Origin of the sequence: Cognatishimia maritima (assembly GCF_900129685.1) — a bacterium.
Classification (GTDB): Bacteria; Pseudomonadota; Alphaproteobacteria; order Rhodobacterales; family Rhodobacteraceae; genus Cognatishimia; species Cognatishimia maritima.
This window is the reverse complement of the sequence record NZ_FQWM01000003.1, coordinates 238261-259744: the sequence shown is the minus strand read 5'-3', so window position 1 is coordinate 259744 and position 21484 is coordinate 238261. Positions and strand designations below refer to the sequence as shown.

Annotated in this window: 20 protein-coding genes and 1 pseudogene; 15 read left to right on the top strand and 6 right to left on the bottom strand. The window is 56.9% G+C overall.

Annotated features, from left to right (window positions below; translation table 11 throughout):
- Nucleotides 1-225 (top strand): annotated as a pseudogene (locus tag BUA39_RS16910) (sulfatase/phosphatase domain-containing protein); the annotation flags it as partial.
- A 15-nt stretch (nucleotides 226-240) separates the two neighbouring features.
- Here the strand turns inward: BUA39_RS16910 and BUA39_RS09755 are convergent.
- The 3 genes from BUA39_RS09755 to BUA39_RS09745 form a co-directional block, all read right to left on the bottom strand.
- Nucleotides 241-606, bottom strand: a complete 366-nt coding sequence (locus tag BUA39_RS09755; RefSeq protein ID WP_072793017.1) for a cupin domain-containing protein — start codon at nucleotides 604-606, stop codon at nucleotides 241-243.
- A 69-nt stretch (nucleotides 607-675) separates the two neighbouring features.
- Complete coding sequence (locus BUA39_RS09750; RefSeq protein WP_072793016.1) at nucleotides 676-1596, bottom strand: sugar kinase; 921 nt, start codon at nucleotides 1594-1596, stop codon at nucleotides 676-678.
- Nucleotides 1597-2304: an FCD domain-containing protein gene (locus BUA39_RS09745; protein ID WP_072793015.1), complete on the bottom strand. Its 708-nt coding sequence runs from the start codon at nucleotides 2302-2304 to the stop codon at nucleotides 1597-1599.
- Between the two features lie 342 nt (nucleotides 2305-2646).
- Here BUA39_RS09745 and BUA39_RS09740 point away from each other — a divergent pair, with 342 nt between their 5' ends.
- The 4 genes from BUA39_RS09740 to BUA39_RS09725 all read left to right on the top strand — a co-directional run bounded on the left by BUA39_RS09740 (nucleotide 2647) and on the right by BUA39_RS09725 (nucleotide 7142).
- Nucleotides 2647-4116: an aldehyde dehydrogenase family protein gene (locus BUA39_RS09740; RefSeq protein ID WP_242648576.1), complete on the top strand. Its 1470-nt coding sequence runs from the start codon at nucleotides 2647-2649 to the stop codon at nucleotides 4114-4116.
- Nucleotides 4117-4237: 121 nt separating this feature from the next.
- Nucleotides 4238-5338 carry a mandelate racemase/muconate lactonizing enzyme family protein gene (locus BUA39_RS09735; protein ID WP_072793014.1) on the top strand — a complete coding sequence of 367 codons (1101 nt, stop codon included), beginning with the start codon at nucleotides 4238-4240 and terminating at the stop codon, nucleotides 5336-5338.
- Nucleotides 5335-6375: a zinc-dependent alcohol dehydrogenase gene (locus tag BUA39_RS09730; RefSeq protein ID WP_110721837.1), complete on the top strand. Its 1041-nt coding sequence runs from the start codon at nucleotides 5335-5337 to the stop codon at nucleotides 6373-6375. Before BUA39_RS09735 ends, BUA39_RS09730 begins: the two co-directional genes overlap by 4 nt.
- Before the next feature lie 2 nt (nucleotides 6376-6377).
- Entirely contained in the window at nucleotides 6378-7142 is a 765-nt protein-coding gene (locus tag BUA39_RS09725) for an SDR family oxidoreductase (RefSeq protein WP_131814596.1), read from the top strand.
- A 210-nt stretch (nucleotides 7143-7352) separates the two neighbouring features.
- Here BUA39_RS09725 and BUA39_RS16815 read toward each other — a convergent pair whose 3' ends face one another.
- Both BUA39_RS16815 and BUA39_RS09720 read right to left on the bottom strand, forming a co-directional pair.
- Complete coding sequence (locus tag BUA39_RS16815) at nucleotides 7353-7520, bottom strand: hypothetical protein (RefSeq protein WP_165610515.1); 168 nt, start codon at nucleotides 7518-7520, stop codon at nucleotides 7353-7355.
- Between the two features lie 30 nt (nucleotides 7521-7550).
- The gene (locus tag BUA39_RS09720) at nucleotides 7551-8540 is read right to left on the bottom strand and encodes a LacI family DNA-binding transcriptional regulator (RefSeq protein WP_072793012.1); all 990 of its coding nucleotides are present in this window, start codon (nucleotides 8538-8540) and stop codon (nucleotides 7551-7553) included.
- Nucleotides 8541-8650: 110 nt separating this feature from the next.
- Between BUA39_RS09720 and BUA39_RS09715 the strand changes: the two genes are divergently transcribed.
- From BUA39_RS09715 to BUA39_RS09695, 5 genes are read left to right on the top strand one after another with little or no spacing between them, the layout of a single operon-like run.
- On the top strand, nucleotides 8651-9664 hold the full coding sequence (locus tag BUA39_RS09715) for a phosphotransferase family protein (RefSeq protein ID WP_084604888.1): 1014 nt from the start codon (nucleotides 8651-8653) through the stop codon (nucleotides 9662-9664).
- Complete coding sequence (eno, locus tag BUA39_RS09710; RefSeq protein WP_072793011.1) at nucleotides 9661-10977, top strand: phosphopyruvate hydratase; 1317 nt, start codon at nucleotides 9661-9663, stop codon at nucleotides 10975-10977. The genes BUA39_RS09715 and eno overlap by 4 nt, the downstream gene beginning before the upstream one ends.
- The gene (locus BUA39_RS09705) at nucleotides 10974-11822 is read left to right on the top strand and encodes a fumarylacetoacetate hydrolase family protein (RefSeq protein ID WP_072793010.1); all 849 of its coding nucleotides are present in this window, start codon (nucleotides 10974-10976) and stop codon (nucleotides 11820-11822) included. Before eno ends, BUA39_RS09705 begins: the two co-directional genes overlap by 4 nt.
- On the top strand, nucleotides 11819-12556 hold the full coding sequence (locus BUA39_RS09700) for an SDR family oxidoreductase (RefSeq protein ID WP_072793009.1): 738 nt from the start codon (nucleotides 11819-11821) through the stop codon (nucleotides 12554-12556). Before BUA39_RS09705 ends, BUA39_RS09700 begins: the two co-directional genes overlap by 4 nt.
- 33 nt (nucleotides 12557-12589) lie before the next feature.
- Complete coding sequence (locus BUA39_RS09695) at nucleotides 12590-13342, top strand: SDR family NAD(P)-dependent oxidoreductase (protein WP_072793008.1); 753 nt, start codon at nucleotides 12590-12592, stop codon at nucleotides 13340-13342.
- A gap of 129 nt (nucleotides 13343-13471) precedes the next feature.
- Here the strand turns inward: BUA39_RS09695 and dgoD are convergent, their stop codons facing one another.
- A complete protein-coding gene (dgoD, locus tag BUA39_RS09690; protein ID WP_072793007.1) occupies nucleotides 13472-14638 on the bottom strand; it encodes a galactonate dehydratase in 1167 nt (388 codons plus the stop codon).
- A gap of 137 nt (nucleotides 14639-14775) precedes the next feature.
- On the opposite strand from dgoD, the gene BUA39_RS09685 reads away from it, so the two are divergent.
- From BUA39_RS09685 to BUA39_RS09665, 5 genes are all read left to right on the top strand, one after another.
- Nucleotides 14776-15450, top strand: a complete 675-nt coding sequence (locus BUA39_RS09685) for a GntR family transcriptional regulator (RefSeq protein ID WP_072793006.1) — start codon at nucleotides 14776-14778, stop codon at nucleotides 15448-15450.
- Nucleotides 15451-15607: 157 nt separating this feature from the next.
- The gene (locus BUA39_RS09680) at nucleotides 15608-17536 is read left to right on the top strand and encodes an ABC transporter substrate-binding protein (protein ID WP_072793005.1); all 1929 of its coding nucleotides are present in this window, start codon (nucleotides 15608-15610) and stop codon (nucleotides 17534-17536) included.
- 255 nt (nucleotides 17537-17791) lie between these two features.
- Nucleotides 17792-18985, top strand: a complete 1194-nt coding sequence (locus BUA39_RS09675) for a mandelate racemase/muconate lactonizing enzyme family protein (RefSeq protein WP_242648575.1) — start codon at nucleotides 17792-17794, stop codon at nucleotides 18983-18985.
- On the top strand, nucleotides 18982-19818 hold the full coding sequence (locus BUA39_RS09670; protein ID WP_072793003.1) for an HpcH/HpaI aldolase family protein: 837 nt from the start codon (nucleotides 18982-18984) through the stop codon (nucleotides 19816-19818). The genes BUA39_RS09675 and BUA39_RS09670 overlap by 4 nt, the downstream gene beginning before the upstream one ends.
- Before the next feature lie 43 nt (nucleotides 19819-19861).
- Nucleotides 19862-21316 (top strand): NAD-dependent succinate-semialdehyde dehydrogenase, encoded by a 1455-nt coding sequence (locus BUA39_RS09665; RefSeq protein WP_207546216.1) that lies wholly within the window; start codon nucleotides 19862-19864, stop codon nucleotides 21314-21316.
- The last annotated feature ends 168 nt before the right edge of the window (nucleotides 21317-21484 follow it).

The following is a 21484-nucleotide window of genomic DNA, read 5'->3' as shown; positions in this document are numbered from 1 at the left end:
GGTATGGACATGGACTTGATCACTGTGCGCAGCGGGCGGTACCGGATGTCGGTGGACCTGAAAACCGATACGGGTGAGCTTTATGACATGCAGGAAGACCCCGATGAGATGGTCAATCTGTTTGACGATCCGGGTGCGGGCGCGGTGCGCCGAGAGCATATGGATATGATCCGCAGCCGTGCGAAGGATCAGATCCCGCGTGCGCCTCGGGTTGGTTGGCACTAGGCAGGGCCGCCCGGCCTAATCGTACTGAACAATCACGCATTCGAAATCGTCCGGGCTGATCACTTCTGTGTGGTGGCCTTTGCCGTGTTTGTCTTCCATGTGCCAGACGTCGCCGGGACCAATTACGCGCGCCTCGCCATCGCTGGCGGTGACGCGGACCTGACCGGCAAGGCAGATCAGCCTTTGTGCCACTGGGGTAGGGTGTTTTGGTTCGTTCCAGCCGGATTTCAGCCTGAGGAATAGGCAGGTCTTTACAGGCTCGGGTTCAGAAATCTCGATCTTTTGTGCGGGCGGCGCAAAGCTGCGTTCCGCATAGGTGACGTCAATGTCTTCCCAATGGCTTTCGCCGTCATCGCTGGCAAATAAGCGGTGGTAGTGCATGGCGCGTGCTCCTTTGCTGACCTTGCCAGCAGAGCTTGCGCCATGGACCGCGATTCTGTCCAATCGCGCCTATTCGGGAATGATCGCGCCCGGATGCGTGATGACGCGCGCGGCCAGATTGTGGCCAGCTTCCATCTGTGTCTGTGTTGGCTGGCCAAGCACGTAGGCTGCGAGGTAGCCCGCGTTAAAGCTGTCTCCGGCGGCGGTGCTGTCGATGACTTTCTCAACGGTGTTGAGGTTCTGCGCGATGGCTGCGCCCGCCAGATCAAGCGGGCCTTCGGCGCCACGTTTCAGGGCACCGCATGCGACGCCCGCCTCGGCAAGGCGCGCAAGGACGTCCGCTTCGGTAGCATCCTCAAACAGCGCCATTTCATCGTCAATCGAAGGCAGGGCGATATCGGCGAGTTGCCACATACGAGTGTTGATTTCCTGCGCGGTGGCCTGATCTTCCCAAAGACGCGGACGGTAGTTGCTGTCGTAGGCAAACGTGCCGCCTTCGGCGCGAAAGGTTTCGATAAACTGGATCAGGCGTGCACGCACCACCGGCGGCAGGATCGCCATCGAGATGCCGGAGACATAGATCAGATCAAAGCGCGACAGCGTGTCGAGCGAGACTTCGCACGGGTCTTGAAAGAGGGTGCGCGCCGCCGCGTCAGAGCGCCAGTAGGTAAAGCTGCGTTCGCCGTGTTCGTCTGTGTCGACGGCATAAAGGCCGGGGATTTTGTCGTTGCGGGTTTCGATGCAACTTGTGTCCAGACCATAGCCTGTCAGGGCTTTGCGGATGATGTCGGAATAGGGATCGGTGCCTAGGGCTGTGCAATAAGAGACCGTCACATCCGTCTCTTTCAGGGCGCGCTTCATATAGACGGCGGTGTTGTAGGTGTCGCCTGCCACGCCAAGGGCAATTTTGCCGTCGCGGCCATTCACCAGCTCAATCATCACCTCGCCGATGCAGCACACCGACTGGATAGGGCGTTTGCTTGTCGCCATTTACAATTCTCCGAAAGTTTTCCGAACCTGTTCCCAGGCGTCATTTAGGTGTTCGCGCAGTGCGGTTTCTGCGGCATCTGGATCGCGCATCAGAATGGCTTCGAAAATCCGTTGGTGCGACTCGTAGTTGTTCTGGTTGCGATCGGGTAGGCGGGGCATCTGGGACCAATGTGGGGCGAGCCAGCTGGTGTAGGCCTTGTTGATCGCGGGCAGAACCGGGTTGCGCGGGATATTATAAAGCACACGGTGAAAGCCGATGTCAGTTTGATAGAAGGCCTCGCTGTCGTGGATTGCCGCACCGTTTGCGGTCAGCGCCTCTTTCAACGAGACAATATCATCCTTGCTGGCGTGTTTGGCGGCCTCGCGCACGAGGGCGGATTCAATCAGGATGCGGCTGTCAAACAGGTTCCGAACGCCGCCGGGTTCGTGCAGCAAATGCGAGACCACGCTTTCCATGGAATCAAAAGCCGCGTCATAGCCCGGTTTGCGCACCACAGGGCGGTGGCGGGGACGGGCCTCAATCAGGCCCTTGTTTGAAAGTGCGACAACCGCTTCGCGCACCACGGTGCGGCTGATGCCGAATTCTTCCATCAGGTTGCGTTCGGGGGGCAGGGGCTGTCCATCGGCCAATTCACCTGATTGGATTTTCTGCGCGAGCTTTCTGACAACCAGATCAGCCGCGCGTCCTTTTTCCTCACTCCCTTGCACCGCGCATTCCTTTCGTACCGTCTACCACGTCTTGTGGCCTCATAGCTGTCTAGAGCAGAGCCGAGGCCGAGTAAATGTTGTCACAAGGGCGGATCGGTCCAGCCGCTGCCTCCCAACGGTTGCCAGCGATGGTGGCGCTGCCGCGTTGCATCCAATCCGGCTACCGCGCCGTAACAATTGCGTTGGACCTGTGTCTCTCCTCTTGGCTATATGATCACACCAAATAAGACAAGAAGTCTATAAAAATGCCGAGATCAGCCCCAAATTCGGAGAATTGCCTTGACTGAATCGGTATTTTGATGAACAACGAATGACGTTTGGTATGACCAAAAAGGGATCGTTGTGACGCAATTTGATATTCAACCCGGCCAGGTGTTTGCCGCACAGATGTTTATTAACGGCGCGTGGACCTCTGGCAGCAGCGCAGAGGTTGTTGAGGTTGAGAACCCCGCCAATGAAGAGGTGATCGCCACCACACCGCTGGGCACGGCTGATGATGCTGCGGCTGGGTTGGAAGCGGCGCGCGATGCGCAGGTTTTGTGGGCAAAGGTGCCAGCAGTGGAACGCGGGCGTGTTGTCCGCAAACTGGGTGAATTGATCCTTGCGCGGACGGAAGAGTTCGCTCGGCTGATTACGACCGAGCAGGGCAAGCCGCTGGATCAGGCGAAGGGCGAAGTGGGCGCGACGGCAGAGTTTCTGTTTCACGCAGCAGACAACGCACGGCGCATTGAAGGCGACATTCTGGTTTCAGACAATCGCAATGAGGAAATCCACATCCGTCGCCATCCCTATGGTGTTGTGGTCGGTTTGACCTCTTGGAACTATCCGGCGGCGCTGGCGACCCGGAAACTGGGTCCTGCGTTGGTGGCGGGCAACGGTTTTGTCTTGTTGGCGCATGAGATCACGCCGCTGTCAGGTTTGTATATTGCGGCCCTGGCCGAGCAGGCGGGCATTCCGAAGGGATTGTTCAATGTTGTCACCGGGCGCGGTCCGGTGGTGGGGCAGGCGTTGGTGGAACATCCGATCAGCGCCATGGTCACTATGACCGGCAGCAACCGCGCGGGGCGCGAAATTTTCCGTGCAGGGGCGGATGGCATGAAAGTGCTGCGTCTGGAGCTGGGCGGCAAAGCGCCGTTCATCGTGCTGGAGGACGCGGACATCGACAAGGCCGTCGAGGCTGCGGTGGTGGCGCGCTTTACCAACTGTGGTCAGATCTGCACCTGCAATGAACGCATGTACCTGCATCAGGACATTGCGGATGAATTCCTTGAAAAATTTGTTGCCAAAGCGGCGGCGCTGACCATCGGCGACCCGATGACCAACCCCGATATGGGGCCAAAGGTCAGCGGGCCGGAAGTCGACAAAATCGGCTCTATTGTGGCCGCTGCAGTGGCCGAGGGCGCAGAGGTGCTGCTGGAAGGCGGGGCCTTGACCGAAGGCGCCTATGCCAAGGGTCATTGGATCGCGCCGACAGTGCTTGAGGTGAAAGACAACAGCAATTCTGTTGTGCAAAACGAGGTCTTTGGCCCGGTGGTGCCTGCAGTTCGCGTGGGCGATTTCGTAGAAGCGCTGAAACTGGCAAATGACACCCATTTTGGCTTGTCGGCTTACTTGTTTACACAGAACCATCGCCGGATCATGCAGACGCCTTATGCGCTCAACTTCGGGGAAATTTATGTCAACCGCGCCAATGGTGAACAGGTTCATGCTTTCCACAATGGCTGGGGGCAATCGGGCCTTGGCGGTGAAGACGGCAAATACGGTTTTGATGGCTATTTGCGCAAGCAAAGCCTTTACATGAATTGGGACTAGGCCGGAACGGCCAGACCCGTCTGCGGGTATGCGGATCAACCGCATCGGGAACGGAAAAGACGACCAACAATGATGGCAGCGCCGGGGATCAGGTGTCGCCACCGGGAAAGGAACAAAAGAGATGGCAAAGATCGTCAAGGTCACGGTTCGGGTATTTGATGTCCCGTTGGCCGAAGTGCTTTCGGACGCGAAACACGGGGATCACACCCATTTCGAACTGGTGACCGCCACCGTGCAATTGGACAATGGCGCGGAAGGCACTGGTTACACCTATACCGGGGGCAAAGGTGGCCGGTCGATCGCGGCGATGATTGAACATGACTTGGCCGATTGGCTGGTTGGGCAGGACGCAAGCAAGGTTGAAGACATCTATGACGCCATGCAGTGGCACCTGCATTACGTTGCACGCGGCGGGATTGCTTCGTTTGCGATTTCTGCGGTCGACATTGCGCTTTGGGACCTGCGCTGTAAGGCGGCGGGCCAGCCGTTGTGGCAATACATTGGTGGGACCTCCCGCGAATGTCCGGCCTATGCGGGTGGCATCGATTTGAATTTCCCACTGCCAAAGCTTTTGGCGTCAATCCAAGGTTATCTGGATCGCGGGTTTAAAGCGGTGAAAATCAAGATCGGCCAGCCGACGCTGGAAGAAGATGTCGAACGCATCAAGGCCGTGCGCGAGTTGATCGGCCCGGACATCAAGTTCATGGTCGATGCGAATTATTCCATGTCCGTGGATGAAGCGATCAAGGCGGTCAAAGCCTTTGAACCCTTTGATCTTGTCTGGTTCGAAGAACCGACCATCCCGGATGACTACAAAGGGTTCGGTGAAATTGCCGAACAGTCTACCATCCCGCTGGCGATGGGGGAAAACCTGCATACAATCCATGAATTCGAATATGCGTTTGAGCAGGCGAACCTTGGGTTCGTGCAGCCTGATGCGTCCAATTGCGGCGGCATCACGGGTTGGCTGCAGGCTGCCGAGTTGAGCCGGAAATACGGCGTGACCGTCTGTTCACACGGCATGCAAGAGCTGCACGTCAGCCTTGTGTCGGCGCAGGAAAACCGGGGATGGATCGAAGTTCATTCTTTCCCAATTGATGAATACACTTTGCAACCGCTTCAGATTGAAAACCACATGGCACTGGCTCCGATGGAGCCGGGGGTCGGTGTGACCTTTGACTGGGGCAAACTAGAAGACGCACATAAGGAAATGCACTCATGAACGCTGAAACGATGACAGCGGCCTTTTATCGCGGCAATAAGACCTTTGCCGTAGAAGAGACGCAACGCGCGGTGCCGGGCGCAGGGGAGGCGACGATCCGCGTGGCCTACTGCGGGATTTGCGGCACGGATATGCATGTATTCCATGGCAACATGGATGCGCGGGTGGGCGACAACCGTGTGATTGGCCACGAGATGTCCGGCGTGATCGACAGCGTTGGTGACGGTGTGACGGGCTTTACGGCGGGACAGAAAGTTGTTGTGCGCCCGTTGGACCCCTGCGGCGATTGCCCGGCGTGTAACGCTGGCCATCCACATATCTGCCACAAGCTGAAGTTCCTTGGTCTGGATACCCATGGCGCCATGCAGGAATTCTGGACCGTCCCAGCCCATACGCTGCACGTGCTGCCGGATGATCTGCGTCTGGATCACGCGGCGCTGATCGAGCCTGTGGCCGTCGCCTGCCATGACGTGCGTATGTCCGGCCTGAAAGAAGGCGAAGACGTTGTTGTGATCGGCGGTGGGCCGATTGGCCTTTTGGTTGCCATGGTGGCGCGGGATGCGGGCGGCAAAGTCACGATCTCTGAAGTCAATGAAAAGCGTCTGGCGATTGCCGAGAAGCTTGGCTTTGAGACAGTGAACCCGATCAAAGCCGATCTGGTTGCGACCATCACCGAAAAGACCGGTGGCAAAGGCGCGGATGTGGTCTTTGAGGTGTCTGGCACGCAGCCGGGTGTGGATGCGATGACAGCGGTTGCTGCAACCCGTGGCCGGATTGTCATGGTTGCCATTCATGCCAAAAAGCCAGCGGTCGATATGTTCCAGTTCTTCTGGCGCGAGTTGCAGCTGATTGGTGCACGGGTCTATGAGCCGGAAGATTACGAGAAAGCGATCAACGTCATTGCAAGCGGCGGTGTGGATGCGGACACGGTCATCACCGACGTCAGCCCTCTGGCCGACATTCAATCCGCGTTTGAATCGCTGGATTCCAGCCCCGACGCGATGAAAAGCTTGATCAAAGTGGGGGACCTGTCATGAGCATTCTTTCCCGGTTTGATCTGAGCGGAAAAACCGCGCTCGTCACTGGCTGCAAACGCGGCATTGGGCGCGGGATGGCCGAAGCACTGGCGGAAGCTGGCGCCGATATCGTGGGCGTCAGTGCATCCTTGGAACTGGAAGGCAGTGCGGTGGAAAAATCCGTCCGCGAGATCGGGCGCAATTTCAAAGCCTATCAATGCGATTTCAGCTCTCGGGATGCGGTGCTTGGCTTTGCTGCACAGTTGGAAGCGGACGGCGTCAAACCTGATATCCTGATCAACAATGCTGGCACCATCAAACGTGCACCGGCAGCGGAACACGAGGATGCGCTGTGGGATGAGGTCATCAATGTGAACCTGTCCTCGCAATTCATCCTGTCGCGTGAAATTGGTCGCGGCATGATCGAGCGCGGCAAGGGCAAGATCATTTTCACGGCATCTCTGCTGACGTTCCAGGGCGGCATCACTGTGCCGGGTTACGCGGCGTCCAAAGGCGGCGTTGGTCAGTTGACCAAAGCTTTGGCAAACGAATGGGCTGGCAAAGGCATCAATGTGAACGCGGTTGCGCCGGGGTACATCGCCACGGACAACACGCAAGCGCTTCAGGATGATCCCGTGCGCTCCAAAGCCATCCTAGAGCGTATCCCGCAGGGTCGCTGGGGCACGCCCGAAGATTTCGCAGGTCCTGTGGTTTTCCTTGCATCAGACGCAGCAAACTATGTGAACGGCGAAATTCTGGTCGTCGATGGCGGCTGGATGGGCCGTTAAGAATCCACCGCCTCTCCGGGCTGGGTCCCGGGCAGGCATTTTGGGGAGGGGCAATGCGATAGAGGCACCAAAGTTAGGACCGGGGCGACCCCTCGTTAAGCTGGAAGAACTTGGCGAGGCCGTGGCCCAAAGCAGATTCGACGCACCTTAACTGCTGGTCCTGACGCCGCTATCGCATTGTCGCCCAAACTTATGTTTGGCGCGGCGGTGCTATTCGTTTTCGGGCCTCTGTTCGTTCGGTACGATCCCTAGCGCGATCTTTTTCCTCTCAAACATGCGTTTCAACCGCAGATCAAATTCGGCGGGTGAAAGTGTTTCGTCCTCTGCGCGTGCAATCAGCAGGGTCCGCAACGCCTCTTTTTCTTCGTCAGAATACATTATGCGCTCCTGTCTTAAGGGCATGTCCTCTTACGGCCCACGCAAAACCAGTTCGGCGTTGAGTTTGCGGAGGCCTGACCCTTTCGCCGCATCCCCATTCGGTTGCAGCAGGGCCATGGCTTCTTGGGCCAAAGCATCGATGGGCAGGCGAATGGTTGAGATGCCGCCGGCGAGCCAGCGGTAGTAAGATGGGTCCCCGTAGCCAATGAAGGCCAGTTGCTTTGCAGAACCGGGGCCATGTTCCATCAGGGCGCTCAGCGCGCCGTTGGAAATTTCCACGCCGCCGCAGACCAGTGCGGTTGCCGATTTACCCTTTAGCAGCTTGCCAAAGCAGCTGCGTCCCATCTCAAAAGACGGGCTGCCGGTGTGCACAAGTGCTGCGTCTTCGCTCAGCCCGGTCGTGGTCAACCCGGCGCGGAAAGCGGCGAGACGTTGTTTGCCCGAGGACAGATTGTTGTTGGCCCCAATAAAGCCAATCGCGCGATGGCCTTGCTGTGCGAGGTGCACCACCGCGTCGTGGATTGCCTTGTGATCATCAATCAGAACAGTGCCGCTGGTGCCGTCGATGGCGCGCTGGCGCACCAGTTGGATGACGTTCAGTCCTGACGCGGATGGTTGTTCATGCGGGGATGTGGCAGGCGTCGGTACCATCAAGACCGCCATGGCCTGCACTTCGCGCAGCCGCTCCAAAGCCTGACGTTCCAATGCGCTGTCGTCATTGGTCAGGTGGATGATCAGATGTAATGAGTTTGCTTCACAGGCGAGCGCCATGGCGTTGGCGAAGCGGGCATAAAATTCGTTGGTGATATTGGGCAAAAGCAGCCCGACGATCTTGGTGCCGTCCCCGCGCATGGCTTTGGCGGCGGCATTGGGCACATAGCCCAACTCACGTGCCCGCGCCTTGATCGCCTCGCGTTTGTCTTTGTGGACATTGGGGTGATCTGACAGCGCGCGAGAGACCGTCATGTGGGAAATCCCCAGATCCTGCGCGATGGATTTGATCGTGACGCGTTTTGTCAAACAAAGCCCCTTGGTGTTTCCGCCGTCCTAGCAAATTTGCCAATTCCTGTCTTGACAGAAATTCACTTGATAGACTAATTGTTCACGTGAACAAATCAAGAGGAATCATCGTGTCGACCGAGTTGGACCAACGTTGCCGTGACCTTGTTGTCGAATTGGGCCTTGGGGCTGCCTCTGACGTTTCCGAGGTGCGGCCCCTGACCGGCGGCGTGGCGTCTGACATCGCGATGGTGGTTCTGCCGGATCAGAAAATCTGCGTGAAATTTGCCTTGCCCAAGCTGCGTGTGGCGGCGGACTGGCAAGCACCGGTGCATCGCAACGCGGCGGAATACGCTTGGTTGAAAGTGGCGGCAGATATTTTGCCGGACAGTTCGGTGCGCCTTTATGGCCGGTCCGAAACCGCGCATGGTTTTGCGATGGAATTTTTGGACGGGCAGGGGGTCTATCTTTGGAAAGACGCCTTGCTGGCAGAGGCCAAAGACCGAGGCGAGGCGGCGCGCGTGGCCGATATGCTTGGCCAGATTCACAAGGCATCGGCTGCGAACGGATTTGACACCAGCGCCTTTCAGAACCGAGATGATTTCCGGGCGCTGCGGATCGAACCCTATCTTGGCTACACGGCCCAGAACCACCCTGATCTTGCGGCTATTCTCGGCGCGCTTGAAGAGATGCTTTATGACGGCAACGCGGTGCTGGTGCATGGTGATGTCAGCCCCAAAAATATCCTTTTCCGGGATGACGTGCCTTTGGTGCTGGATGCGGAATGCGCGACAATGGGGGACGCGAGTTTTGATCCTTCATTCTGTCTGAACCATCTGGTGTTGAAAGCCATTCATTTGCCCGGCTCTAGCGATAGTTTGCTGACTCAGGTGCAAGCCTTCTGGGCGGCTTATGCGACCCATATCACATGGGAAGCGCCCGCCGATCTGGAAGCGCGCATTTGCCGGTTATTGCCTGCCCTGATGCTGGCGCGGGTCGATGGCAAATCACCGGTGGAATATCTGGATGAGGCCGGTCGCGAGACGGTGCGTCGCGTCGCCATCCCCTTGATCAAATCGCCTGTCACCACGGTGGCAGATTTCGCTGACAATATTGCAATTGCGCTGAAGGAAATCCGTTCATGACTGCAATCAAATCCATCTCTGGGCGTCGCGTCTGGGACTCTCGTGGCCATCCAACTGTTGAGGTCGATGTGATCTTGAAAAATGGTACCTTAGGCCGGGCGATTGCGCCTGCCGGGGCGTCTCGGGGCACACGTGAAGCCATTGACCTGCGCGATGGCGGCGACAGACTGCAAGGCAAGGGCATCGACAAGGCGCTGGCCAGTGTGAATGGGCCGATTGCTTCGGCCTTGGTTGGGCGCGACGTAAATGACCAACTGGGCGCGGATACGGCGATCTTGGAACTGGACCCGTCGCCGTTGAAAGAAACGCTGGGCGGGAACGCGACAGTGGCGACATCTCTGGCGCTGCTGCATGCGGCGGCGGCCAATGCAGGCGCGCCGCTGTGGAAACACGTGGCAGACAAATACGGCTGCACCCCTTCTTTGCCTTTGCCTGAAATTCAGATTTTTGGCGGCGGGGCACACGCTGGCCGTCGGGTGGATATTCAGGACTTTATGATCATGGTGCCTGGCGCCAAAACATTTGACGAGGTGATGGAAATCACCAATGAGGTCTATTTCGCAGCTGGCGACATCATGGCGTCGCGCGGCAACCTGGCAGGCGTCGCAGATGAAGGCGGCTGGTGGCCTGTCTTTAAAAGCAACGAAGAAGCCCTGGAAACATTGGTTCAGGCGATTGAAAAAGCGGGCGAGAAGCCGGGCGAAAACGTCGTGATTTCGCTGGATATTGCGGCGTCGGAATTTGGCAAGGACGGCACCTACCGTCTGGCGCTGGAAGATCGCGACATGGACAGCGGTCAGATGATCGACATGCTGGGTGGCTGGCTGGATGCCTATCCGATCGCCTCGATCGAGGACCCGTTGGGCGAAGATGACAAGGCCGGGATGATCGAATTCACCCGTCGCTTTGGCGACCGCGTTCAGATCATCGGCGATGACTATCTTGTGACAAGTGCCGCGCTTGTCGAAGAAGCGATTGCGGATCAGGCCTGCAATGCGGTGCTGATCAAGGTCAATCAGATCGGGACGATCTCTGAGGCGGTGGATACGTTCAGAGCGGCCCAGAAGGCCGGGTGGGGGACAATCGTTTCCGCCCGGTCGGGCGAGACCGAGGATGCCTCGATCTCGCACCTGAGCACCGGCTTGGGTGGGCGTCAGTTGAAAGTCGGGTCGTTCCAACGGTCCGAACGTATGGTAAAATGGAATGAGTGCCTGCGGATTCAGGACGCGTTGGGGCAGGGCAGTTTTGCGGCTGGCCAATCCTTGGCAAACACCTGGTGGGGCAAAGCAAACGATAAGGACAAGTCAGAATGAAATTGATGCGCTACGGAGACCGCGACGGCTCTAAACTCCCCTGTATCCTCGACGCGGACGGCGTTGCACGCGATGCCTCCAGCATCGTGGGGGATTTTGGTCCGCGCGCCCTGACACCCGAGGTGATCGCGCAGTTGAAGTCTGTGGACCCAGCCAGCTTGCCGGTTGCAGACATCGACGGAAAACGGATCGCGCCGCCAACGGCGCAGCCTTTTAATATCTACTGCATTGGTCTGAACTATTCTGATCACGCAGCCGAGGCAGGTCTGCCGGTGCCGGATGAACCGATCCTTTTTAACAAGGCCTCGGTGACCTACTGCGGTCCGAATGATGACATCCTGTTCAGCGAAAAGATGACCAAGCTGGATTGGGAAGTGGAACTGGGGATTGTGATTGGCAAGAAGGCCCTGAACATCTCCAAAGAAGACGCGCTGGATCACGTATTGGGCTATGTGCTGGTCAACGATGTCAGCGAACGCGCCTGGCAGATGGAGCGTGGCGGGCAGTGGGCCAAGGGCAAAAGCTTCCCGAATTTCTGCCCAACCGGCCCGGTCCTTGTCTCTGGCGAGGAAGTTGGTGACGCCAAGGCGCTGTCGATGTGGCTGGATGTTAACGGCAAACGCATGCAGACCGGCAATACTGACACGATGATTTTTGATGTGGCGACAATTGTCAGCTACCTCAGCGAATTCACAGAATTGCAGCCGGGCGATCTGATCTGCACCGGGACGCCTCCGGGCGTGGGTGCGGGCATGAACCCGCAGGTCTGGTTGAACCCCGGCGACAAGGTCACCTTGGGCATCGAGGGTCTGGGCGACCAAGCCCAGACTGTTGTTAAACTATGACCGGGCGGCTGCAGGGTCGGCTGGCGGTCGTCACTGCGGCCGGTCAGGGTATCGGTCGCGCGGTCGCAGAGCGATTGCGCGCCGAAGGGGCCATAGTGCATGCCACTGATTTGAACGCGAACCTTCTGGATGGCTTTGACGGGCCTGTGTCTGCGCTTGATTGCACGGATCCAAAAGCGGTGCAGGCGTATTTCAGCGGCTTTGAAAAAGTGGATATCCTCGCCCATTGTGTTGGCTTTGTGCATCAGGGCACGGTTGAGGAATGCAGCGACGAAGATTGGCGCCGGTCGGTGCAGATCACGTTAGACAGCGCATTTTACACCTGTCGCGCGGCCTTGCCGAAGATGAAAGACAATGGCGGCAATATCGTCGCCATTGCCTCGGTGATTGGGGCCAACCGTGGCTTTCCACGTCGGGCGGCTTACGGTGCGACCAAGGCCGGGCTGGTCGGGCTGATCAAATCGATTGCCTGTGACTACCTGCCCAATGGCATTCGTGCCAACGCAGTTAGTCCCGGTACAGTGCAATCCCCCAGTTTGGATCAGCGCATCGCCGACCTCGCCAAGACATTTGGCGATGAACAGAAAGCGCGCGACTTCTTCATGGATCGTCAGCCGACCGGTCGCTTTGGCACGCCGGAAGAGATCGCCGCCCTGTGCGCCTACCTCGTTTCAGACGAAAGCGCGTTGATCACCGGACAGAACGTCGCGATTGACGGCGGCATTACAATTTAGGGCCCGACGCGGCCAACGATAGGAGCCAATTTGATGAGCAGTTTTGACCTAAAAGGGCGCCGCGCGGTGATCACAGGCGGTGGACGTGGCATGGGATTTGCCGTGGCCAAACGTTTCCTGGAAAGCGGTGCGGCTGTGTCTTTGTGGGACATTAGCGATGAGACGCTGGCCAAAGCGGCAGAGGCGCTTTCTCCATTGGGTACGGTCATCACCCAACGTGTTGATGTTTCAGATTATTCCAGTGTTGAGGCCGCAGCGGCGGAGACCGAACAACAGCTTGGCGGGATCGAGCTTTTGGTCAATTCGGCGGGCATTGCAGGCGTCAACGTGCCTGTCACCGAATATCCCATCGAGACATGGTACGCGGTGCAGAACGTGAACCTGAACGGGATCTTCCACACCTGCCGCGCGATTGTACCGATCATGCAGAAATCCGACTATGGCCGGATCGCCAATATTTCATCGATTGCGGGCAAAGAGGGCAACCCCAATGCCTCGGCCTATTCGGTGTCCAAGGCTGCAGTAATTGGCTTGACGAAGTCTTTGGGAAAAGAGCTGGCGACCTCAAATATTCGCGTGAACGCGCTGTGTCCGGCGGTGATCCAGACCGAGATGCTGGACGATGTGACGGACGAACAACTGGCTTACATGCTGTCCAAGATCCCGATGGGTCGCCCCGGCACGGTCGAAGAAATTGCAGCCATGGTGTCCTTCATGTGTTCTGAAGACTGTTCTTACACCACGGGCTTTGTGTTTGACCTTTCTGGTGGTCGCGCGACCTATTGATGATGATCTGAACAGCCTTGGTCCTGCAGGTTTAGGGCTGTTCAATCGCCGATCACCTCGTCGGGTGTTCCCTAGTCTAAAGCGAACGGATCGCCACCGTCTGCCAAGTCATGAGAATTGCCGCGATCTCTACCACTCAGCGAAAGAGCCGTCGGGGTGGGCCCAATTTGCATCTGAAATGGTCCAATCGGCATGCGCGGCGCGAACCGCCTTTTCATCCACCTCTAGCCCTAGCCCCGGCCCTTTTGGCTGAGGCAGCCATCCGTCGACGGGCATCAGGACGTCAGAGTTCAAGACATAGTCCGACATTTCGCCCTTGTTGCTGGTCTTGTGACTTTGCTTGTAGTCCAGGCCCCAGCTGGTTTCCTGAATAGTCACACTCGGGCAGCTAAAGCCGACCTGCATGGACGCCGCCAGACACATTGGGCCATTTGGGGAATGCGGGGCCACAAGCACGTCATAGATTTCAGCGAGCCGTGCAACCATTTCGAGGTTTGAAAGACCCGTCAAAGAGATGTCGGGCTGCACAATATCAACCGTGCCGGCATCCATCAGGCGCTTGAACTGGCCCGGCGTGATCAACCGCTCGCCGGTCGCGATGGGTATATGCGGGCAGGCACGTGCCAAATGTGCGAGGTTCTCATCGTAATCTGGAACGAAGGCTTCTTCGATCCACATCAGCGAAAAGGCGTCTAGCTCTTTTATCAAAGGCTTCAATGACGCTCGGGAGAAGCGACCGTGAAGATCAACGGCAATCCCAATTTCAGCGCCAAGCGCGTCTCGGACGGAAGAGATGCGTTGGCAAAGGTCGTCGATCTCTTCGTGTGCGCGCAAAGGTGCGATGCTAGCCTTTGGGGTCAGCTTCACGGCGTCAAAGCCTTGTTCAACCCGCTTTTTGGCGTGTGCGACAAGCGCATCGGTGGTTTCGCCATTGATCCAACCGTAAGATTGGATTTTGTCCCGTACCGACCCGCCCTTCAATTCATAAATCGGGGCCGACAGTTGCTTGCCTTTGATGTCCCAAAGGGCAATCTCGATCCCGGCCAAAGCCGACGAAAGCACCGGGCCGTCGCGAAAGAAAGACCCCTTGCGCAATGACTGGGCGAAATGAGTGATCGTGCTGACATCGCGGCCAATAAGATTCTGCGCCAGATCGCTGATTGTCCCGACAATACCGGATTTGCGTTTTGGTACGATGGCTTCACCCCAACCCACTGTGCCATCATCGGTCTCAACGCGGACGAAAATCCAACGTGGCGGGACGGTAAAGGTTTCGATACGCGTTATCTTGTTCATTTCCGACGCCATTTTCAGTGTTGAGGGCAGGGCTGGGTAACGTATAGCATGCGATACACCAGTGTCGCACGTGCCAGATAAGTTGTACTTTGTGTAGAAACTGGTATATCAGATGTCAATTATCTTTCGGAGAGAACGTGAAAATCAATTCCCTAAGTCGCCCGAAATCTTTGACAGAAATCACCTACGAACGTCTGAAAGCGGCGATCCTTGACGATGAAATCGAACTCGGCGCTCAGCTGTCGGAGCTGAAATTGTCGAAGTCGCTTGGGGTCAGCAAGACCCCCATCCGTGAGGCGTTGCAAGAACTACGTCGCGAAGGACTCGTGCATGTTGACCCGCAGCGCGGAAGTTTTGTTTTTAGTCTGACAGAGCAAGAGATCGATCAAATTTGCACGCTGCGTTCTATCCTTGAGGTCGGAGCCGCGCAGCGGCTTTACGAAGTTGGCCGGACTCGCACCATCAACAAACTTGAGAAAATTGTAGATGGGATGGTGACCCTTTCCCAAAAAGGCGATGCACGTGGGTATGTCAAATTGGACTCCGAGTTTCACCAGGCGATCGTGGAGGGCGCTCAGAACCGATATTTGGTGGCAGCCTATCGGCCTCTGAGTGCGCAGGTTGAGGCGATGCGTGCACGTAATTTGAAAAGCGCTGAAGTCCTGAAGCGCTCGGTCGACGTGCATCGCAGTATTTTGGAAACCCTGCGTCAGGAAAACCTTGAGGCTTTCTTGCAAACCACGCGCCAACACATCGAACAAAGCCGGTTGGATTTCCTGGATTGGCTGCAGCGGTCAACTAACACCGAATAATTGAGCCGAATGAAACGTCATCTGTGATGACAATAGACTCGCGCCTCAATCTAAGATATCAGATGTTAGGCACCATAGGCGGCGGGAGCTGGCCGATGGCGTTCGGAGTGTTTCTGGATGTTTCATTCAGGACAGCCATTCGACAGAGGAGGATAGAATGGGTTTGCAGTTTAGAATGAAGGGGATCTTGGCGGCGTCTGTTGCGACGATCTCTTTGGCCGGCATGGCCATGGCCGAGGGCTTCAAAGAAGCGCCAGCACTGGCAGAGATGGTTGCGGCGGGCAAGCTGCCCTCTGTTGAAGAGCGTCTGCCGTCTGAACCAATGGTGATGGAAGTTCTGGATTCTATTGGGGAATACGGCGGCACATTGCGCCGGGCGATTCTTGGCGGGGGCGACCAGCACAACATGGTGCGTCTGATCTCGAATGAGAACCTCGTGCGCTGGAGCGCGGATTGGTCTGAAGTCAAAACCAACATTGCTGAAAGCTATGAAGCGTCCGCGGACGCAACAACATACACTTTCAAATTGCGCGAAGGCATGAAGTGGTCAGATGGCGCACCGTTCACCGCCGATGACATCATGTTCTGGAACGAGGTGTTTAATGACAAACGCCTGACCCCTGTGCAGCACAGCAACTTTGTAGGCGCTAGCGGTCCGGTTCAGGTCACAAAGATTGACGATTACACAGTCGAGTTCAAATTTGGCGAGCCAAACGGCCTGTTCCTGCAGAACATGGCCTATGGTTTCGGCTACTACGTCGTGAACTATCCGGCGCATTATCTGAAGCAGTTCCATATTGACCATAACCCTGACATTCAGGCCTTGGTTGATGCAGAACCTGCGGCAACGGATTGGATTTCGCTGTTCAACCTGAAAGCCGGTCCAATGCACACGCCGCTGTTCTGGCAGAACGCAGACCGTCCAACGCTGCATCCTTGGCATATTGTCGAAGGTTACGGCTCTACAGAGCGCATGGTTGCTGAGCGCAACCCCTATTACTGGAAAGTGGACGCCGAAGGTCAGCAGCTGCCCTATATTGATCGCGTGACCTGGGATCAGGTGGAAGATCCGGAAAGCATCCTGTTGAAAGCCTTCAATGGTGAAATCGACTATATGGCACGCCATATCGGTCGCTCGTCCAACTTGGCGGCCCTGACAGATAACAAAGACCGTGGTCAGTACGGTTTCTATCAGGTGGCTGACATTCCGGCGAACGTTGCGATCCTGATGTTCAACTTGAACAACCCTGACCCGATCAAGAATGAGATCGTAAACAACATCGATTTCCGCAAAGCGGTAAGCCACGCGGTCGACCGTCAAGAGATCATCGATCTGGTCTATCTGGGCGATGGGACACCGGCACAGACAGCGCCACATAAGGTTGCGCCGTTCTACCAAGAAAAGTGGGTGAAGCAGTTCACCGAGTTTGATCCTGACAAGGCAAACGAACTTCTGGATAGCATCGGCTTGGACAAGCGCGATTCTGATGGGTATCGCCTAGGTCCGGATGGCGAGCGTTTCACGCTGGTCTTCCTAGTCGCCGATGTTTTTGGTTTGCAATATCCAGACGTGATGGAACTGGTGGCAGAATATGCATCCAATGTCGGTCTGGATTTCCAGGTACGGTCCTCTGACCGTGGCCGTCTGCAGGAAATCACGGCTAGCGGCGAACATGACGCCTACATCTGGAACTGTGGCGGTGGTCAGGTTGACGCCTACACCAACCCATATTGCTATGTGCCAGTGGGGACTGCGGTTCACTGGGCGCCGAAATGGGTTGCTTGGGGAGTTGGCGCAGCCGATGGTATCGAACCACCTGAGCACATCAAGAAGCTGTTTGAGACCTACGAAGGTGTGACCACCACAGCAGATCCTGAAAAGCAACTGGCTGCGTTGAACGATCTGATCGAACAAGCCACAAGCCAGCTTTTGACTGTTGGCCTTGTGCAAAGTGACGGTGCCTTTGGGATCGCGCGCAACAACCTGCGCAACTATCCTGATCCGATGCCAATCGCCGGTCAGCTTTGGACGCCTGCGCCCTATACCGCGCAGTTCTACTTCGAAGGCGGGGACAACCTGAAATAATCCGACCTTTGAAAGAGTTGCGTCTTTTCATCTTCCAAGTTGGCGCAACTTAAACCAAGCGGAGCTGCTCCCACCCTCCCCGGCAGCAGCTCCGCGACCTCTTCATTTAAGGCCCTGACAGATGCTCTGCTTCATCTATCGCGGAACGCGCTCCATGATCGTAACCGGCTTACTGGTTTTGATCGTGCCCCGAGCAATCGCAGCATCCCGCTTGTCGGCGTTTACGTCGCTCCCGTGGGCTAGGGCCTCTTAGATATGACCGTTGGCACGATGCATCACCTAGACATTCCCGCGATAGTAACGCCCGTAGAGATCGCGAAAATTGACGTGTGGGCGTTTCGCGAGCCAACAAAAGTGGCGGTCGAAACTTCATTCGGTCGCATGTCTGACCGTCGGGCCGTCGTTCTGCGCGTTGAAGATCGTGATGGCTGTTTCGGCTTTGGTGAAATCTTTGCCAATTGGCCCGTTGCCGCGCCAGAACACCGTGTGCGCTTATTGGTTGAAGACATTTGCTGGCTTCTAGAAGGCCAACGTCTGACGCGCCCCGCGCAGTTATTCGACTATCTGACCGATCGGGTGCGCCTTGTCGCCCTTCAGGCCGGGGAGTTCGGACCATTTCAGCAGGTCATCGCGGGGCTCGACACCGCAATCTGGGACCTCTTTGCCAGAAAATCCTGTCGCCCGCTTGCTCAGTATCTGAACAAGGTGGCTGCGAACGAGGTGCCAGCCTATGCCAGCGGCATCCACTTCAACGTGCGGCATCAGGCTGTGGCACAGGCGCAGGCCGTTGGGTTTGATCGGTTCAAGATCAAAGTCGGCTTTCATAAGGACGCTACAGTAGAAGCGCAGGAGATTTTGAATCTTCTAGAGAGTCTCTCCGACGATCAGACGCTTTTGGTTGACGCCAACCAAGCCTGGACCGCTGCGCAAGCAGAGACCTTTCTAAGGGCTACAAACGGCGCGGGTCTGGGGTGGGTTGAAGAGCCTATCCCTGCGGATGCCGATGAAACTGCCTGGCGCAGCTGTGCCGAGGCAACGACAACACCCCTTGCTGGCGGCGAGAATATCGCCGGATACACTGACTTTGACGCGGCGCTGTCCGGGCGGTTTCTGTCAGTTTTGCAACCCGATGTTGCCAAATGGGGGGGCGTGACCGGCTGCACCTTTGTTGCAACCGAAGCGCGCAAGCACGGTAAAACCTATTGTCCACATTTTCTTGGCGGCGGGATCGGCCTTTTGGCCTCTGCCCATCTTCTGGCGGCTCATCCGGGCGGACAGCTGGAAATGGATGTCAACGAAAGCGCTTTGCGCACAGCTTTTGGCGACGCGTTTTTGCCAAAGGTAACCGCTGGCCAATGGACCCTTTCAACTGAACATGGCCTCGGGGTGACGCGTTTACCCGAGGCCCTCAATCAATATCTTGTTGTTCATCAGGAGATAGCACTTTGACCACCAAATTTCCTGCCAACCCGTTTCGCAGCGCATTCGAAAACCATGCCCGTCCGCTTGTCGGCATTTGGTCGGTGCTGAATTCATCCAATGTTGTCGAAGGCCTGTCGTATTCTGGCTTTGACTGGATTCTCATCGACAACGAACATTCTCCGACGGACCTTGGAGACACGCTGGATCACCTGCGCGCGCTTTCAGCCTCGGACATCGTGCCCGTGGTGCGCCTGCCATGGAACGACCCGGTTTTGATCAAGAAATACCTCGATATTGGCGCGCAGACGATCATGCTGCCCTTTGTCCAAACACCGCAAGAAGCAAAGGCGGCGGTTGCGGCAGCGATGTATCCGCCGGATGGAAAACGTGGCTATGCCCTTATGCACCGGGCAAGCAGGTACGGGCGTCACAGCAACTATGCAGAGGCCGCTAAGGACAATGTCTTTATCATCGTGCAGCTTGAGACACCGGCAGCGCTTGAACATACCGAAGAGATCGCAAAAATCGATGGGATTGACGCAATCTTTTTCGGGCCCGGCGATCTGTCGGCCACAATGGGACATCGGGGCAATCCTGCGCATGCAGAGGTCCTAAACCTCATTTGTGAGAAATCCAAAATCGTGAAAGCTTTGGGCAAACGCACGGGTGTGCTTGCGCCCGGTGCCAGCGCGGCCGAGTTCTTTATCGAAGCAGGCATCGATTTTGTTGCTGCAGTGACGGACGGCGGGTTGATGTTTTCGGCCTCAGACAGCGCCGCACGGCATTTTGTCAGCTTTGCCGAGGGTGTCGTGAGCAAAGGCGCGGCAAAGGTCGCAACGCCTGCGAACAACACGCAATAATCCGAAACACAGCGCAACCGCGCAAACAATTAAGAGGTGACCTGTGAGTTCATCATTTCCCCAGGCCGGCATGCAGTTTATCGACGGCGCATTCTGCGACGGAACCGGCGAAACCACCATTCAGTTGATCAATCCCGCCACGGGCGCGGCGATCTTGGGGTTTGCCTCGGCCAGCCCGGCAGATGTCGAGAAGGCGCTGCATGCCTCTGCAAAGGGATTTTCGATCTGGAAGGCAGAGACACCAAAGGCACGACAGAAAGTTCTGGCGCAGGCAGCTGCCCTGATTGCCGAGCGATGCGAAGAAATCGCCAGCGACCTGACGCGGGAATCCGGTAAGCCAATCAAAGAAGCGCGGATCGAAGTAAATACGTCCGCCGAAATCCTGAGCTACTACGCCGAAGAGGCAAAGCGGGTTTATGGGCGGCTTGTGCCTGCCGTGACACCGGGGCTGACGCAAAGGGTGATCCATGACCCGGTCGGCCCAGTTGTCGCGATGGTCGCGTGGAACTTCCCGGCGGTGAATTACATGCGCAAGGTTGCGGCGTCGCTCGCTGCAGGTTGTTCGGTGACGATCAAACCTTCTGAGGAGACGCCGCTCACCGGCCTTCATTTCGCGCGCGCCTTCCAAGATGCCGGTCTGCCTGCGGGGGTTTTGAATGTCGTCTACGGAAACCCAGCAGCCATTTCACAGCAGATGTGCGCCTCTGACATTCCGCGCAAACTGTCCTTCACAGGCAGCGTTCCGGTCGGACGTGAACTGATCAAACTGGCAAGCGAAAACCTTATTCGCACAACCATGGAACTGGGTGGCCATGCCCCCTTCATCGTGTTTGAAGACGCTGATATCGATCACGCGGCAAATTTGATGGTGGCAGGAAAGTTCCGCAATGCGGGTCAGGTGTGCGTGTCGCCGTCGCGGTTTTTGGTGCATGAGTCCGTGCACGATGCCTTTGTGGCGCGCGTGATCGAGAACGCTCGCAAACTTAAGATCGGCGATGGGCTTGACGAAACAACCGACATGGGGCCTCTGGCCAATGTGCGCCGTCGCGAGGCGATGGAGCATTTGCTTTCAGACGCCCTGAATAAAGGCGCATCCTTGTTGTGGCAGGGTGCGGTTCCAGACAGCGAAGGCTTTTATTTTGCGCCAGCCATTCTTGGAAACATCGCGCCGGACAGCCTTTTGCTGACTGAAGAAATTTTTGGCCCGATCGCGCCGATTGTGACCTTTGCCTCGGTCGATGAGGCCATCGAAATGGCGAACTCCGTGCCCTATGGCCTTGCGGCATATGCCTTTACCTCAGATCAGGGAACCTTGCGCCGGGTCGGAGACGAAATCCATGCTGGTATGACAGCGATCAACACGCTTCAGGTGGCGTCTCCTGAAACCCCATTCGGCGGTCTTGGCTGGAGTGGTTGGGGATCAGACGGTGGCCCAGAGGGGCTTTCGGCCTTTCTGTCCGTGCGCTTGGTGAACGAGGCTTTGGCGCCGGGAAAATAACACCGATCAAGGCATCGCATGGTGGCTTTTGGCGCTGTGCTCCCGCTTCATCAACGGGGCAGGGCACAGCGCAGTCATAAAGAACATGATAAGCGGCGACACAAAATGTGTGCGCCCAAAGAGAGCCTGCACCGGTGCTTTCATGTTACTGAGAGCGCCGCAAAACAT